The sequence below is a fragment of the Cellulomonas sp. P24 genome, from assembly GCF_024704385.1.
Classification (GTDB): domain Bacteria; phylum Actinomycetota; class Actinomycetes; order Actinomycetales; family Cellulomonadaceae; genus JAJDFX01.
The window spans coordinates 2,702,804-2,717,246 of record NZ_JAJDFX010000002.1 but is presented as its reverse complement, the minus strand read 5'-3'; the positions used below and the strand labels follow the sequence as shown (position 1 = coordinate 2,717,246).

Annotated in this window: 14 protein-coding genes; 5 read left to right on the top strand and 9 right to left on the bottom strand. The window is 71.0% G+C overall.

The features are described 5' to 3' along the window. Positions 1 to 121 precede the first annotated feature (121 nt). The 5 genes from LJB74_RS12645 (at position 122) to LJB74_RS12630 (ending at position 6,038) form a co-directional block, all read left to right on the top strand. Positions 122 to 907 (top strand): response regulator transcription factor, encoded by a 786-nt coding sequence (locus LJB74_RS12645; protein WP_259308870.1) that lies wholly within the window; start codon positions 122 to 124, stop codon positions 905 to 907. After that, the gene (locus tag LJB74_RS12640; protein WP_259308869.1) at positions 904 to 2,535 is read left to right on the top strand and encodes a cell wall metabolism sensor histidine kinase WalK; all 1,632 of its coding nucleotides are present in this window, start codon (positions 904 to 906) and stop codon (positions 2,533 to 2,535) included. Before LJB74_RS12645 ends, LJB74_RS12640 begins: the two co-directional genes overlap by 4 nt. A gap of 106 nt (positions 2,536 to 2,641) precedes the next feature. Further along, a complete protein-coding gene (locus tag LJB74_RS12635; protein ID WP_259308868.1) occupies positions 2,642 to 3,946 on the top strand; it encodes a bifunctional glycosyltransferase family 2/GtrA family protein in 1,305 nt (434 codons plus the stop codon). After that, positions 3,943 to 4,803, top strand: coding sequence for a glycosyltransferase family 39 protein (locus LJB74_RS20640; protein WP_310650846.1), 861 nt, complete (start codon positions 3,943 to 3,945; stop codon positions 4,801 to 4,803). Before LJB74_RS12635 ends, LJB74_RS20640 begins: the two co-directional genes overlap by 4 nt. Beyond that, on the top strand, positions 4,722 to 6,038 hold the full coding sequence (locus LJB74_RS12630) for a hypothetical protein (RefSeq protein WP_310650845.1): 1,317 nt from the start codon (positions 4,722 to 4,724) through the stop codon (positions 6,036 to 6,038). Before LJB74_RS20640 ends, LJB74_RS12630 begins: the two co-directional genes overlap by 82 nt. Positions 6,039 to 6,291: 253 nt before the next feature. Here LJB74_RS12630 and LJB74_RS12625 read toward each other — a convergent pair whose 3' ends face one another. The 9 genes from LJB74_RS12625 to LJB74_RS12585 all read right to left on the bottom strand — a co-directional run bounded on the left by LJB74_RS12625 (position 6,292) and on the right by LJB74_RS12585 (position 14,440). Continuing rightward, positions 6,292 to 6,867, bottom strand: coding sequence for a DUF5666 domain-containing protein (locus LJB74_RS12625; protein WP_259308867.1), 576 nt, complete (start codon positions 6,865 to 6,867; stop codon positions 6,292 to 6,294). Positions 6,868 to 7,050: 183 nt separating this feature from the next. Beyond that, positions 7,051 to 8,256 (bottom strand): ABC transporter permease, encoded by a 1,206-nt coding sequence (locus tag LJB74_RS12620; protein WP_259308866.1) that lies wholly within the window; start codon positions 8,254 to 8,256, stop codon positions 7,051 to 7,053. After that, positions 8,253 to 8,975 (bottom strand): ABC transporter ATP-binding protein, encoded by a 723-nt coding sequence (locus tag LJB74_RS12615; RefSeq protein ID WP_259308862.1) that lies wholly within the window; start codon positions 8,973 to 8,975, stop codon positions 8,253 to 8,255. Before LJB74_RS12615 ends, LJB74_RS12620 begins: the two co-directional genes overlap by 4 nt. Further along, positions 8,972 to 10,291: an efflux RND transporter periplasmic adaptor subunit gene (locus LJB74_RS12610; protein ID WP_259308865.1), complete on the bottom strand. Its 1,320-nt coding sequence runs from the start codon at positions 10,289 to 10,291 to the stop codon at positions 8,972 to 8,974. Before LJB74_RS12610 ends, LJB74_RS12615 begins: the two co-directional genes overlap by 4 nt. Positions 10,292 to 10,522: 231 nt before the next feature. Beyond that, positions 10,523 to 11,083: a DUF5666 domain-containing protein gene (locus LJB74_RS12605; RefSeq protein WP_259308864.1), complete on the bottom strand. Its 561-nt coding sequence runs from the start codon at positions 11,081 to 11,083 to the stop codon at positions 10,523 to 10,525. Positions 11,084 to 11,198: 115 nt separating this feature from the next. Next, complete coding sequence (locus tag LJB74_RS12600) at positions 11,199 to 12,395, bottom strand: ABC transporter permease (protein ID WP_259308863.1); 1,197 nt, start codon at positions 12,393 to 12,395, stop codon at positions 11,199 to 11,201. Continuing rightward, a complete protein-coding gene (locus LJB74_RS12595; protein WP_259308862.1) occupies positions 12,392 to 13,114 on the bottom strand; it encodes an ABC transporter ATP-binding protein in 723 nt (240 codons plus the stop codon). The genes LJB74_RS12600 and LJB74_RS12595 overlap by 4 nt, the downstream gene beginning before the upstream one ends. After that, positions 13,111 to 13,296 carry a hypothetical protein gene (locus LJB74_RS12590; protein WP_259308861.1) on the bottom strand — a complete coding sequence of 62 codons (186 nt, stop codon included), beginning with the start codon at positions 13,294 to 13,296 and terminating at the stop codon, positions 13,111 to 13,113. The genes LJB74_RS12595 and LJB74_RS12590 overlap by 4 nt, the downstream gene beginning before the upstream one ends. Next, positions 13,286 to 14,440 carry an efflux RND transporter periplasmic adaptor subunit gene (locus LJB74_RS12585; RefSeq protein WP_259308860.1) on the bottom strand — a complete coding sequence of 385 codons (1,155 nt, stop codon included), beginning with the start codon at positions 14,438 to 14,440 and terminating at the stop codon, positions 13,286 to 13,288. The genes LJB74_RS12590 and LJB74_RS12585 overlap by 11 nt, the downstream gene beginning before the upstream one ends. Positions 14,441 to 14,443: the final 3 nt, after the last annotated feature.

Below are 14,443 nucleotides of genomic sequence, written 5' to 3'. Positions count from 1 at the left end.
CCTGAGGGGAGCACGTCAGCACGCTGGGAAGTGCGCCACGACGTAGACTGGCGATCTCAGGCTTCTCACAGGCAGACGTCAGGCATGCCACAGCCTCCGCCGGAACACTGGGGTGATGACCATGACAACAGCCTCCACCAGCACCGCAGCTGACCGTGGCAAGCTCACGCGCCCCGACGGCAGCCCGATCCGCGCGCTCGTCGTCGACGACGAGCCGAACCTCGCCGAGCTGCTCGCCACGGCCCTGCGCTACGAGGGCTGGCAGGTCGAGATCGCCCTGACGGGGAACAGTGCCACCCGGACCGCCAAGGCGCTGCAGCCGGACGTCGTCGTGCTCGACATGATGCTCCCGGACATCGACGGCCTGCAGGTGCTGCGCCGCATCCGCGCGAACACCCCGCACGTCCCCGTGCTGTTCCTCACGGCCCGCGACGCCGTCGAGGACCGTGTCGCCGGGCTCACCGCCGGTGGCGACGACTACGTCACCAAGCCGTTCAGCCTCGAGGAGGTCGTGGCGCGGCTGCGCGCGCTGCTGCGGCGCACCGGTGCGGTCACCGCCCAGGACGAGGCGCTCCTGGTGGTCGGGGACCTCATCCTCAACGAGGACTCGCACGAGGTCGAGCGCGACGGCGACGAGATCACCCTCACCGCGACCGAGTTCGAGCTCCTGCGCTACCTGATGCGCAACCCGCGCCGGGCCCTGTCGAAGGCCCAGATCCTCGACCGGGTCTGGAACTACGACTTCGGCGGCCAGGCGAACATCGTCGAGCTGTACGTCTCCTACCTGCGGCGCAAGATCGACGCAGGACGCGAGCCGATGATCCACACGCTGCGAGGCGTCGGCTACGTCCTCAAGCCGGCCCCGTCGGCCTCGCGTGCGTCGGGAACAGGTCCCAGCGCGGCGTGAGATCACGGTCGGCCGATCGTCGGCCCTGGACGCTCCGGCGTCAGCTCGTCAGTGTGGTGGCCTTCCTCGTCGTGACGGTGTGCGCGGTGCTCGCGGTGACGTCCGCGATCGCGCTCCGTTCCGAGCTGGTGAGCAAGCTCGACACCCAGCTGCTCGAGCAGAGCCGACGGTCCGCCCTCTTCCACGGAGGGGAAGCCGTCCAGGGTCAGGCCCCGGCGCCTCTGCCGTCCGCCCTCCAGAACCCGTCACCGTCGTCAGGCGTGACGGGCCCGACGATCGCGACCACGCCGGAGGCCTCCCGTGGCCCGCTCGATGCACCGGGACTGGCAGCCGGGACCATCTCCGCCGTGATCCGGGACGGGCGGGTCGTCTTCGCCGGCTACATCGACGAGAACGGCAGCCGGGTCGAGCTGACCGCCGACCAGCGGTCCGTGCTGACGTCCATCCCGGCCGACGGCACGTTGCGGACGGTCTCGCTCGGGTCGCTCGGCTCGTACCGCGTCCTGGGGACCGAGACGTCGCGCGGTGACACGCTCGTCTCCGCCGCCTCCCTCGCGTCGACCGCGTCGACGGTGCAGAGCTACGTCCTGACCGAGCTCGTCGTCGCCGCGCTCGGGGTCCTGCTCGCCGTCGTCGGTGGCATGGCACTCGTCCGGCGCTCGCTGCGCCCGCTCGACCGGGTCGCCGCGACGGCCACCCGGGTGTCCGAGCTCCCGCTGTCGCGCGGTGCGGTCGCGATCGGCGAACGCGTCGAGGACGCCGACACGGACCCTCGCACCGAGGTCGGCCGGGTCGGGTCGGCGCTCAACCTGATGCTCGGCCACGTCGAGAACGCGCTCCGCGCGCGGCACGAGAGCGAGACGCAGCTCCGGCAGTTCCTCGCCGACGCGAGCCACGAGCTCCGCACGCCGCTGGCCTCGATCCGCGGGTACACCGAGCTCGTCCGACGGCTGCCCGACGACCTTCCCGAGAGTGCGGTGCACGCGCTCGAACGGGTCCAGGCCGAGTCCCTCCGGATGAGCGCCCTGGTCGAGGACATGCTGCTCCTCGCCCGCCTCGACGCGGGGCGCGAGCTCGAGCACGGCGACGTCGACCTGGTCGCCCTCGCGCTCGACGCGGTGGCCGACGCGCACGCCGCCGGGCCGGACCACGCCTGGCGGCTCGAGCTTCCCGGTGCGGAGGACGAGACGGTCGAGGGGGCGATCCCCGGGGTCGTCGTCGGCGAGGACGTCCCGGACGACGTCGACCTCGGCAACGAGGCGGGGGACGACGCCCTGCCCGCCCTGGTCCACGGCGACGACAACCGCCTGCGGCAGGTCCTCGTCAACCTGCTCTCCAACGCGCGGGTCCACACGCCCGCCGGCACCACGGTCACCGTCTCGGTCCGCCGCGACGACGACGAGGTCGTGATCGAGGTCGCGGACGACGGACCGGGGATACCGGCCGACCTGCTCCCGAACCTCTTCCAGCGCTTCACGCGCGGCGACTCGTCCCGCAACCGGGTCGGTGGGTCGACGGGTCTCGGGCTCGCGATCGCCCACGCCGTCGTGCAGGCCCATCACGGCACGATCACCGCGGCCAGCACCCCGGGGGACACGCTGTTCACGGTGCGGCTCCCCGCCGCCTGACCCCCGCGCCCGCAGGGGCGCCCTGGCGCGCGGCGGCGCGCCTCGCACAGACCGGTCACAGCCGGTCCTCGGCGGCGTCGAAGCACCAGCGGGGAGCGTGGTGACCATGCAGACCACGACGACGCAGGAACCCGCGGGCGCGGACCGGGCCGTGCCCTCTCCGGCCACAGACTCGCCCGGCGCGACCGCGTCACCCGTCCTGGACCTGGTGATCCCGGTCTTCAACGAGGAGACGGGCCTCGAGCGTGCCGTGCGGACGACGCGCGCGTTCCTCGACCGGTCCTTCCCCTACCCGGCACGGGTGACCATCGCCGACAACGCCAGCACCGACGGGACCCTCGCGATCGCTCGGCGGCTCGCCACCGAGCTCCCCGGGGTCCGCGTCGAGCACCTGGACGCGAAGGGCCGCGGTCGCGCGCTGCACACCGTGTGGCTCGCGTCCGACGCGCAGGTCCTCGCCTACATGGACGTCGACCTGTCCACCGATCTCGCCGCGCTGCTGCCGCTCGTCGCGCCGCTGGTCTCCGGTCACTCGCACCTGGCGATCGGCTCACGGCTCAGCCGCACGTCCCGCGTCGTCCGCGGACCCAAGCGTGAGCTCATCTCCCGGACGTACAACCTGATCCTCCGCGGCGCCCTCTCGGCCCGGTTCTCCGACGCGCAGTGCGGCTTCAAGGCGATCCGGGCGGATGCCGCGCGCGAGCTGCTGCCGCTCGTCGAGGACACCGGCTGGTTCTTCGACACCGAGCTGCTCGTCCTCGCCGAACGCGCCGGGCTGCGGATCCACGAGGTCCCGGTCGACTGGGTCGACGACCCCGACTCCCGCGTCGACATCGTCGCGACCGCTGCAGCGGACCTGCGCGGGGTGGCACGGCTGCTGCGCGAACTCACGTCCGGTCGGCTCCCGCTGAGCGAGATCCGCGGGCACCTGCCGTTGATCGGCGACCGTCAGCGCCCCGCGCCGGGCACGAGCCTGCTGCACCAGCTCGTCCGTTTCGCGATCGTCGGTGGCCTGTCCACCGTCGCGTACGCAGTGCTGTTCTGGTGGTGGCGCGGGCCTCTCGGCCCCCAAGGAGCGAACTTCGCTGCGCTGCTCGTCACCGCCGTGGCCAACACGGCCGCCAACCGTCGCCTGACGTTCGGGATCCGCGGCCCGGGTGCCGCCCTGCGTCACCAAGGGCAGGGGCTCGTGGTGTTCGCCCTCGGCTGGGCGCTCAGCGCGGGTTCGCTGTGGATCCTGCAGACGACCGCCCCGTCGGCCCCGCGGGCCGTCGAGCTCGCGGTGGTCGTCGTCGCCAACCTCGGCGCGACCGTCCTGCGATTCGTCCTGCTGCGCGGCTGGGTCTTCCGCTCGCACCGCGCGTCGTCCCCTGCCCCGACCGGGGCCCCCATGGAAGGACCTGTCCGATGAGCACGCACCTCGTGGACCACCCCGCATCACCCGGCCCCACCGGGAACGATATCCCCGGGCTGCCGGGTGCCCCGCTCGCCGGGCCCCGCGACGCCGTCGCGACCCCTGGCAGCCCCGCCCGCCCTCGATGGGAGCGACCCGCTCTCGTGGGGCTCCTGCTGCTGACCGCGGTCCTGTACCTATGGGACCTCTCGGCGTCCGGGTGGGCGAACAGCTTCTACTCGGCGGCCGTGCAGGCCGGCTCGACGAGCTGGACGGCCTTCCTGTACGGGGCCTCCGACGCCGCCGGTTCGATCACCGTCGACAAGCCGCCGGCGAGCCTGTGGATCATGGCGTTGTCCGTACGGGTCTTCGGCCTCTCGTCGTGGTCGATCCTGGTGCCGCAGGCACTGATGGGGGTCGCGACCGTCGGCGTCCTCTACGCGAGCGTCCGTCGGCACGCGTCGGCCGGTGCGGCCCTGCTCGCCGGCGCCGTGCTCGCCCTGACGCCGGTCGCGGCGCTGATGTTCCGGTTCAACAACCCGGACGCGCTCCTCGTCCTGCTCCTCACCCTGGCGGCCTGGGCGACGCTCCGCGCGATCGAGGACGGCCGCACCCGCTGGATGGTGCTCGCCGGTGCGCTGGTCGGTCTCGGCTTCCTGACCAAGCAGCTGCAGGCGTTCCTCGTCCTGCCCGGGTTCGCGCTCGCCTACCTCGTCGCCGCACCGGTGTCCCTCGGTCGACGCATCCGCGACGGCTTCCTGGCCGTCGGGGCCCTCGTGCTGGCGGCCGGCTGGTGGGTCGCGCTCGTCGAGCTCGTCCCGGCCTCGATGCGGCCGTACGTCGGGGGTCGCAGACCAACTCGTTCCTCGAGCTGACGTTCGGGTACAACGGGTTCGGCCGCCTCACCGGCAGCGAGACGGGATCCGTCGGCGGTGGTGGCACCGCCGGCGGCATGTGGGGCAGCACCGGGCTGACGCGTCTCTTCGACGGCGAGTTCGGCGGGCAGATCACCTGGCTCGTCCCGGCCGCCCTCGTGCTGCTCGGCGTCGGCCTGTGGCTGCGTCGACGCACCCCACGGACCGATCGCACGCGTGCCGCTCTGCTCGTGTGGGGCAGCTGGCTCGTCGTCACCGCCCTGACCTTCAGCTTCATGGCCGGGATCTTCCACGCGTACTACACCGTGGCGCTCGCGCCGGCGATCGCGGCTCTGATCGGTATCGGTGGCGGGCTGCTCTGGGAGCGCCGGGCGGAGCTCTGGGCCCTGCCCCTGGCCGCCGGGCTGACGCTGCTGACGTCCGTCTGGGCGTTCGTCCTGCTCTCACGGTCCGCCGACTGGCTGCCGTGGCTGCGGTACGCGGTGCTGGTCGTCGGGTTCGTCGGCGCCGCGACCCTGGTGATCGGCCGGTGGTACGGGCCGACCGTGCTGCGGACCGGCCTCGTCCTGTCCCTCGTCGCCGGCCTCGCCGGGCCGACGGCCTACACGCTGCAGACGGTCTCCACCGGGCACACCGGGTCGATCGTGACCGCGGGACCGACGGTCACCGGCAGCGTCGGCGGGTTCGGCGGCGGGTTCCCGGGTGGTGGTCAGGCTCCGGGCGGCCGGACGGCGGGAGGAATGGCACCGGGCGGTACGGCACCTGGCGGCCTGCCGCAGGGTGGGACGACCGGCGCGTTCCCTGGCGGTGGCCAGGCGGGCGGCACCGGTATGGGTGGCCTGCTCAACGGCTCGTCGCCGAGCGCGGCCCTGACCTCGCTGCTCCTCGAGAACGCCGACGCGTACACGTGGGTCGCGGCCACCGTCGGCGCCAACAACGCTGCGGGCTACCAGCTCGCGACCGAGAGGTCGGTCATGCCGATCGGCGGCTTCAACGGGTCCGACCCGTCGCCGACGCTCGCGGAGTTCCAGGCCGACGTGGCGGCGGGGAAGATCCACTACTTCATCGCCGGGGGCAGCTTCGGTCAGTCGCGGGGCGGCTCGTCGACCTCGAGCGAGATCACGGCGTGGGTCGAGGCGACCTTCACCGCCCAGACCGTGGACGGGACGACGCTGTACGACCTGACGGCGACCGCGTCCACGTCCACGACGTCGACCGACACGACATCGGCCTGACCGGTCGGGCACGAGCTCGCCGAGCACGACGACGGCGGTGCGGGGCGCGACAGCCCCGCACCGCCGTCGTTCGTCGCGATCAGGAGCTGGGGGCGGGGGTGGGTACCGCCGGAGCGGGCTCGTTGTTCTCGGTCATGGTGGTTCCTTCCGTGGGCGCAGCGACCACGGGCTCCCCGGGGCGCCGCACGTCCGGGAGAGCACCGGAGTCATGACGAGTCCTGCGCGCAGGGGATGGAGGTGCCGGGACCTCGGGTCAGCTGGTCGGTGCGGGGGCCGAACCGCCGCGCGCTCCGCCGAACGCGCCGTTGCCCTCGCTGATCGCGCGGGCCGCGACGTTCCCGCTCGCGTCCTTCTGGCCGATCACCGTGACGCGGTCACCGACCTTGAGGCCCGAGAGATCCGTCGTGACGGTCTTCGAGACCGTCGTGCTCGGCGTGGTCGTGACAGTGGTCGTGGTGCCGTCGGCGGCCTTGATCGTGACGGTCGTCCCGCTGATCGCCGTGATGTCACCGGACGTGAACCCGCCGCCGGCGAAGCCCCCTTGGGCGCCGCCCGGGAATCCTTCCCGTGCACCTCCGGGGGCGAACCTGCCGGCGGCGAGGCCGGCACCCCCGCGTCCGGTGGCCGTGGCCGCCGACGCGCTCGTCGCATGCCCGACGACGAGCCCGCCGGCGAAGAGCAGCGCGGCGACGACGACGGTCCCGAGCACGACCGTCAGCCCGGGCCTGGTCCGTGGCGCCGGCCCGGCCGGAGGGGTCTGGATCCCGCTGGGGCGCTGGGCGAGCAGGTCCTCCGGCGAGCCCTCGGGGGCGGGGATCGAGCTGGTCATGGTGGGTCCTTTCGTCTGGATCGAGCGAGGGCGACCGGCGGGCTCCGCCGGAGCGGCAGGTCGCCCCGAGTTCTCGTGGTTCGTGGTCGGGTGGAACTGGTCGGGTCGAGATGGTCGGCTGGAGCTGGTCGGCTGGAGCTGGTCGGTTCAGGTCGGTCGGTGGCGCGAGCGGCGGACGCGGGGTCAGTCGTGCCGGAGGGCGTCGACGGGTCTCATGGCGGCGGCGCGGGCGGCGGGGTAGCCGCCGAAGAAGATCCCGATCGCCATCGACACGCCCAGGGCGAGCACGACCGAGGACGTGACGATCGAGGGTTTGACGCCCATGATCGAGAACTGCGACCCGATCACCGCTCCTGCGACGCCCAGCAGCCCACCGATCAGGGACAGCAGGGTCGCCTCGGTGAGGAACTGGCCCAGGATCGCCCCACGGGTCGCGCCCAACGCCTTGCGGATCCCGATCTCCCGGGTCCGCTCGGTCACCGTCACGAGCATGATGTTCGTGACCCCGATCCCCCCGACCAGCAGCGAGATCCCCGCCACCGCCGCGAGCATCGCCGTGAACGTCGACGTCGTGGACGTGCGCGCCGACAACAGCTGGCTCTGGTTCGAGATCGAGTACGTCGCATCCGACGGGTTCGTGATCTTGAGCGTGCTGTCGATGACGGTCGCGGCCTCCGTCTGGGCGGCCGTGACGGTTCCGGAGCCGGTGGCCTGCAGCACGATCGAGCTGAGGTTCCCGTAGCCGGAGATCGACTGCTGGACCCGCGTCAACGGCGCGACCAGCACCGTGTTCGTGTTCTCGAACCCGGTCGAGTCCTTGGCCGCCATCACCCCGTTCACCACGTACGGCGTCGACCCGATGATCACCGTCTTCCCGACGGCGTCCTCACCGGGGAACAAGGTCGTGGCGAGCTGCGCCCCGATGACGACGACGCGGCGCGCGGTCGTGTAGTCGTTCACGGTGAAGGACGTGCCGTGGGCCACCGGTGAGTTGGTCACGGTGAAGTAGTCGGCGGTCGTCCCGACGATCTGCGCGGTGGTCGACACGCTCCCGGCAGTGACCGTCTGGGAGGTGGTGACCTCGGGGACGACGGCCTTGATGTCCGGCGCCTCGGACTTCACGGCGAGGGCGTCGGCGACCTTGAGCGTGAGGTTCTGGAAGCGGATCCCACCAGAGCTGCTCCCGCCGCCGCCGGCGCGGACGGTGAGGGTGGAGGTGCCCAGGGAGTCGATCTGGGCGGCGACGGCCTTGGCCGACCCCGACCCGACCCCCACCAACAAGATCACCGACCCGACCCCGATCAACACCCCCAGCAACGTCAACGCCGACCGCATCTTGTTCGACGTCATCCCCCGCAACGAGGACCGCAGAATCTCCCACCCGTTCACCGCACACCCACCGGAACCGCCGCATGACGCGCCGGATCACGCGGCTCATCGGACACGATCCGCCCATCACGCATCCGCACCACCCGACCCGTGTGCGCCGCCACCTCATCCTCATGAGTGATCAGCACGATCGTGCGACCCATCGCATTCAACCGCCCGAAGATCTCCAGAATCTCCTCGGTCGCATGCGTATCCAGATTCCCCGTCGGCTCATCCGCCAGGATCAACGCCGGCGCATTCACCAACGCCCGCGCCACCGCCACCCGCTGCTGCTGACCACCCGAGAGCTGATTCGGCTCATGATCAGCACGATCAGCCAACCCCACCATCTCCAACGCCGCAGCCGACCGCGCCCGCCGCTCCGAGAGCCCCACCCCCGCATACAACATCGGCAGCTCCACATTCGCCCGCGCCGACATCCGCGGCACCAGATTGAACGACTGGAACACAAAACCGATCTGCTGATTACGCACCACCGACAGCTGACGCTCACTCAACGACGCCACATCGGTCCCGTCCAACAGATACGACCCCGCCGACGGCACGTCCAAACACCCCAGAATGTGCATCATCGTCGACTTACCCGACCCCGACGCCCCCATCAGAGCCACATACTCCCCAGGCTGGACCACCAGATCCACCCCATCGACCGCCCGAACCTCACGCTCCCCCTCGCCATACACCTTGTGCACACCCCGCACATCCAGCACCGCGGTCATCCGTTACCCCGCGCTCCGCTGAACCCACCGGTCCGACCGGAGAACCCACCGCCGGGGAACCCACCGCCCGGGAACCCACCGAGCGTGGTGGTGCTCGTGGTGGTGCCGATCGCGGTGTCGAGGGAGATCAGGGCCTTGTCGCCGGTCTTGACCCCGGAGACGATCTGCGTGGTGGAGTCACCCTGCACCCCGACCACGACCTGCGTGACCGTCCGCGACCCATCGGTCCCCACCAACGTCACCGTGCCCGACGTCGTCCCCGACGCCGCATCCGTCGCCCCCACCGTCACCGCCTGACTCGGCAGATACAGCACCCCGCTCGCACTCGCCGTCGTCACCGACACATCCGCCGTCTGACCCAGCCTGACCTTCGCGGGCACCGAGTCGAGCGTGATCGTCGCCGGGTAGGTCACGACGTTGTTCGTCGTGACGCCGGTGGGGGAGATCGCGGTGACCTTGGCCGTCGCGGTCACGCCCGGCACCGCCGGGAACGTCACGTCCGCCACCTGACCCACCGACAGCTGAGCCGCATCCGCCTCCGCGAACGCCGCACTGACCGTCATCGTGGACAGGTCGGCGATCGTGATCAGCCCGGACCCGCTCGAGCTCGATGACGCGCTGGACGACGTCCCGCCTGCCGAGCCGCCCGTCGACCCGCTCGACGAGCCGGCCGAAGAGCCGCCGCTCGCGTCGCCCACCGCACCGTTGACGGCCGTCACGGTTCCCGGGATCGAGGCTGTCAGGGTCGTGGCAGCCAGGGCAGCCTTCGCGGACGCGAGTGTCGCCTCCGCGGACGTCACCTGCGCGTTCGCCTGGTCGATCTGACCCGTCGCGCTCGAGACCTGCGCCTTGGCACTCGTCACCTGCGACTCGGAGCCCTTGGTGCTGGTCGTGACGGCCTTGGTCACCGGGTCGGTGGTCGTCACGGTGGTCGCGAGGGCGGTCTGCGCCTCGGCGAGCGACTGCTTCGCCGCCGTCAGCTGGAGGTTCGCCGTGGTGCGCTGCTGCTCGGCCGTGCTCACCGCGGCCTCGGCCTGGGTGACCGCGTTCTGGGCACTGGTGGTGTCGAGGGTCGCGAGCACCTGACCGGCGGTCACCACCTGGCCGACGGACACCGCGATCGTCGCGATCGTCCCCGACGTCGAGAACTTCTCGTTCGCGACGGTCGCGGCGGCCAGGTTGCCCGAGGCCGAGATCGTCGCCTTGACGTCACCCGTGGCGACCGTCGCCGTCCGGACCGTGGTCGCAGAGGACCCTGCCGAGGCGCTGGTGGGATGGAGCGCTATCCATGTGCCACCACCGGTCAGGGCGAGCACCCCCCACCAGCGCGCTGTTGATCATGAGGCGTCTGCGTCTAGTCACAACGTGGAGAGTCGACCCTCAAGATGGAACATCTGTAGGACACGTCTGTGGCTGACCTGTGAACAGGTCAGCTCCGCGCCTCACCTCCGCTCCGGTCGTTCTACCAGGGACATCGGCCAGGTCGACCCGTGCCCGCCCGCGCCGGGTTCGGTCGGTGCGTCGACCGGTCCCGGCGCCGTTCGGGTTCAGCTCGCCGGCACCTGGCCGGGCATCTGTCCGCCGCCGATACCGCTCGCCCCTTCGGTGATCGCCTGCGCCGTCACGGTCCCGCTCGAGTCGGTCGAGCCGATCACGGTCACGGTGTCTCCGACGCCGAGGTCCGCGACGCTCGCGTCGGTCGTCGTCGTGACCGTCGTGCCGTCGGTCGTGCTGACCGTCACGGTGCTGCCGTCGCTCGCCTTGAGCGTCACGGTGTTCCCGTCGATCGCCGTGATCTCACCCGAGGTGAAGCCGCCGCCGAGCCCGCCGCCGCCGAACGCGGAGTCGCCGCTCGGCCGGCTCGCCGGGTCACCGAAGACCCCTGCGGCCTGGCTCGTCGTCGCACTCGACCCGGTCGCGTGACCGACGAGGAGCCCGCCGGCGAACAGGGCGCCGGCAGCGACGACGCTGCCGAGCACGGCCGTCAGACCGGGCTTCTTGCGCGGGACCTGGCGCTCGACCGCCCGCTGCTCGAGCGCCGCGGGGCGCTGGCTCAGGAGGTCCTCGGGAGTGGCGCCGGGGTCCCCGGCCGGAGTGCTGCTGGTCATCGTCGTTCCTTTCGTCAGGCACCGGATGGTCGACCGGTGCTCGAGGGTGCGGGGGCCGGTGGCCGGCCCGCTGGGGTGGTGCTGGTCGGAGGGTCCGGGTGGACCGGCCGGCGGGTCAGTCGTGCCGGAGGGCGTCGACGGGTCTCATGGCGGCGGCGCGGGCAGCGGGGTAGCCGCCGAAGAAGATCCCGATCGCCATCGACACGCCCAGGGCGAGCGCGACCGAGGACGTGACGATCGAGGGTTTGACGCCCATGATCGAGAACTGCGACCCGATCACCGCGGCGGCTACCCCGAGCACGCCACCCATGAGGGACAGCAGGGTCGCCTCGGTGAGGAACTGGCCCAGGATCGCCCCACGGGTCGCGCCCAACGCCTTGCGGATCCCGATCTCCCGGGTCCGCTCGGTCACCGTCACGAGCATGATGTTCGTGACCCCGATCCCCCCGACCAGCAGCGAGATCCCCGCCACCGCCGCGAGCATCGCGGTGAACGTCGACGTCGTGGACGTGCGCGCCGACAACAGCTGGCTCTGGTTCGAGATCGAGTACGTCGCATCCGACGAGTCGGTGATCTTCAGGACCGAGTTGATGATCGTGGACGCCTCGGCGCTCGCCGCGTCGACCGTGTCGGACCCGGTGGCCTGCAGCACGATCGAGCTGAGGTCGCCGTAGCCGGAGATCGACTGCTGGACCCGCGTCAACGGCGCGACCAGCACCGTGTTCGTGTTCTCGAACCCGGTCGAGTCCTTGGCCGCCATCACCCCGTTCACCACGTACGGCGTCGACCCGATGATCACCGTCTGGCCCACCGGATCGACGTCCGGGAAGAGCGTGGTCGCCAGCTCAGCGCCGATCACCACCACGCGGCGCGCGGTCGTGTAGTCGTTCGCCGAGAACGAGGTCCCCTGGGCGATGGTCGAGTTCGTGACGGCGAAGTAGTCGGCCGTCGTCCCGACGATCTGCGCTGTCGTGGACACCGTCCCGGCGGTGATCGTCTGCGACGTCGTCACCTCCGGCACCACGGCTGCGATGTCCGGAGCGGACTCCTGGTCGGCGAGAGCATCCGAGACGTCCGTCGTGAGGTTCTGGAAGCGGATGCCCCCGCCTCCACCCGACGCACGCACGGTCAGGGTCGAGGTGCCCAAGGAATCGATCTGATCAGCCACGGCCTTGGCCGACCCCGACCCGACCCCCACCAACAAGATCACCGACCCGACCCCGATCAACACCCCCAGCAACGTCAACGCCGACCGCATCTTGTTCGACGTCATCCCCCGCAACGAGGACCGCAGAATCTCCCACCCGTTCACCGCACACCCACCGGAACCGCCGCATGACGCGCCGGATCACGCGGCTCATCGGACACGATCCGCCCATCACGCATCCGCACCACCCGACCCGTGTGCGCCGCCACCTCATCCTCATGAGTGATCAGCACGATCGTGCGACCCATCGCATTCAACCGCCCGAAGATCTCCAGAATCTCCTCGGTCGCATGCGTATCCAGATTCCCCGTCGGCTCATCCGCCAGGATCAACGCCGGCGCATTCACCAACGCCCGCGCCACCGCCACCCGCTGCTGCTGACCACCCGAGAGCTGATTCGGCTCATGATCAGCACGATCAGCCAACCCCACCATCTCCAACGCCGCAGCCGACCGCGCCCGCCGCTCCGAGAGCCCCACCCCCGCATACAACATCGGCAGCTCCACATTCGCCCGCGCCGACATCCGCGGCACCAGATTGAACGACTGGAACACAAAACCGATCTGCTGATTACGCACCACCGACAGCTGACGCTCACTCAACGACGCCACATCGGTCCCGTCCAACAGATACGACCCCGCCGACGGCACGTCCAAACACCCCAGAATGTGCATCATCGTCGACTTACCCGACCCCGACGCCCCCATCAGAGCCACATACTCCCCAGGCTGGACCACCAGATCCACCCCATCGACCGCCCGAACCTCACGCTCCCCCTCGCCATACACCTTGTGCACACCCCGCACATCCAGCACCGCGGTCATCCGTTACCCCCCGGTGCTCCGCCGGGGAAGCCGCCGGCCGGCATGCCCCCGCCCGACAGCCCGCTCAGTCCACCGGTCGTCGTCGTGGACGTGGTGGTGCCGATCGCGGTGTCGAGGGAGATCAGGGCCTTGTCGCCGGCCTTGACCCCCGAGACGATCTGCGTCGTGGAGTCACCCTGCACCCCGACCACGACCTGCGTGACCGTCCTCGACCCATCCGTCCCCACCAACGTCACCGTGCCCGACGTCGTCCCCGACGCCGCATCCGTCGCCCCCCACCGTCACCGCCTGACTCGGCAGATACAGCACCCCGCTCGCACTCGCCGTCGTCACCGACACATCCGCCGTCTGACCCAGGCGCACACCGGTCGGTGCGCTGTCGAGCGTGATCGTGGCCGCATAGGTGACGACGCTGTTGGTCGTCGTCCCGCTCGGGGAGATCGCCGTGACCTTGGCCGTCGCGGTCACGCCCGACACCGCCGGGAACGTCACGTCCGCCACCTGACCCACCGACAGCTGAGCCGCATCCGCCTCCGCGAACGCCGCACTGACGGTGAACACCGACGTGTCGGCGATCGTGATCAGCCCGGTGGTTGTCGTGCTGGAGGACGTGCTGGACGACGTCCCCGTCGACCCGCTGGACGAGCCGCCGCTCGAGTCGCCCACCGCTCCGTTCACCGCGGTGACGGTCCCGGGCATCGACGCGGTGAGCGTCGTGCCGGCCAGGTTCGCCTTCGCCGTCGCGAGCGTCGCCTCCGCGGACGTCACCTGCGCGTTCGCCTGCGTGACCTGGCTGGTCGCGCTCGAGACCTGCGCCTTGGCACTCGTCACCTGCGACTCGGAGCCCTTGGTGGTCGTGGTCGTCGTCCCGGTGGTCGGGTCGGTGCTCGTCACGGTCGTCGCGAGCGCGGTCTGCGCCTCGGCGAGCGACTGCTTCGCCGCCGTCAGCTGGAGGTTCGCCGTCGTGCGCTGCTGCTCGGCCGCGCTCACCGACGCCTCGGCCTGGGTCACCGCGTTCTGCGCGTCGGTGGGATCGAGCGTCGCGAGCACCTGACCGGCGGTCACCACGTCGCCCACGGACACCGCGATCGTCGCGATCGTCCCCGACGTCGAGAACTTCTCGTTCGCTGTCGTCGCGGCGGCCAGGTTGCCCGAGGCCGAGATCGTCGCCTTGACGTCACCCGTGGCGACCGTCGCCGTCCGGGCCGTGGTCGCGGAGTCCGCGGAGGCACTCGAGGGATGGAGCGCATACCAGGTGCCCCCGCCCATCAGGGCGAGCACCCCCACCAGCGCGCTGTTGATCATGAGACGTCGACGTCGGGTCATGCA

Excerpts from the sequence above, each read along its gene's own strand:
- LJB74_RS12645 (WP_259308870.1), top strand. The coding sequence starts at position 122 with ATGACAACAGCCTCCACCAGCACCGCAGCTGACCGTGGCAAGCTCACG.
- LJB74_RS12635 (WP_259308868.1), top strand. The coding sequence starts at position 2,642 with ATGCAGACCACGACGACGCAGGAACCCGCGGGCGCGGACCGGGCCGTG.
- LJB74_RS20640 (WP_310650846.1), top strand. The coding sequence starts at position 3,943 with ATGAGCACGCACCTCGTGGACCACCCCGCATCACCCGGCCCCACCGGG.
- LJB74_RS12625 (WP_259308867.1), bottom strand. The coding sequence starts at position 6,867 with ATGACCAGCTCGATCCCCGCCCCCGAGGGCTCGCCGGAGGACCTGCTC.
- LJB74_RS12615 (WP_259308862.1), bottom strand. The coding sequence starts at position 8,975 with ATGACCGCGGTGCTGGATGTGCGGGGTGTGCACAAGGTGTATGGCGAG.
- LJB74_RS12605 (WP_259308864.1), bottom strand. The coding sequence starts at position 11,083 with ATGACCAGCAGCACTCCGGCCGGGGACCCCGGCGCCACTCCCGAGGAC.
- LJB74_RS12595 (WP_259308862.1), bottom strand. The coding sequence starts at position 13,114 with ATGACCGCGGTGCTGGATGTGCGGGGTGTGCACAAGGTGTATGGCGAG.
- LJB74_RS12585 (WP_259308860.1), bottom strand. The coding sequence starts at position 14,440 with ATGACCCGACGTCGACGTCTCATGATCAACAGCGCGCTGGTGGGGGTG.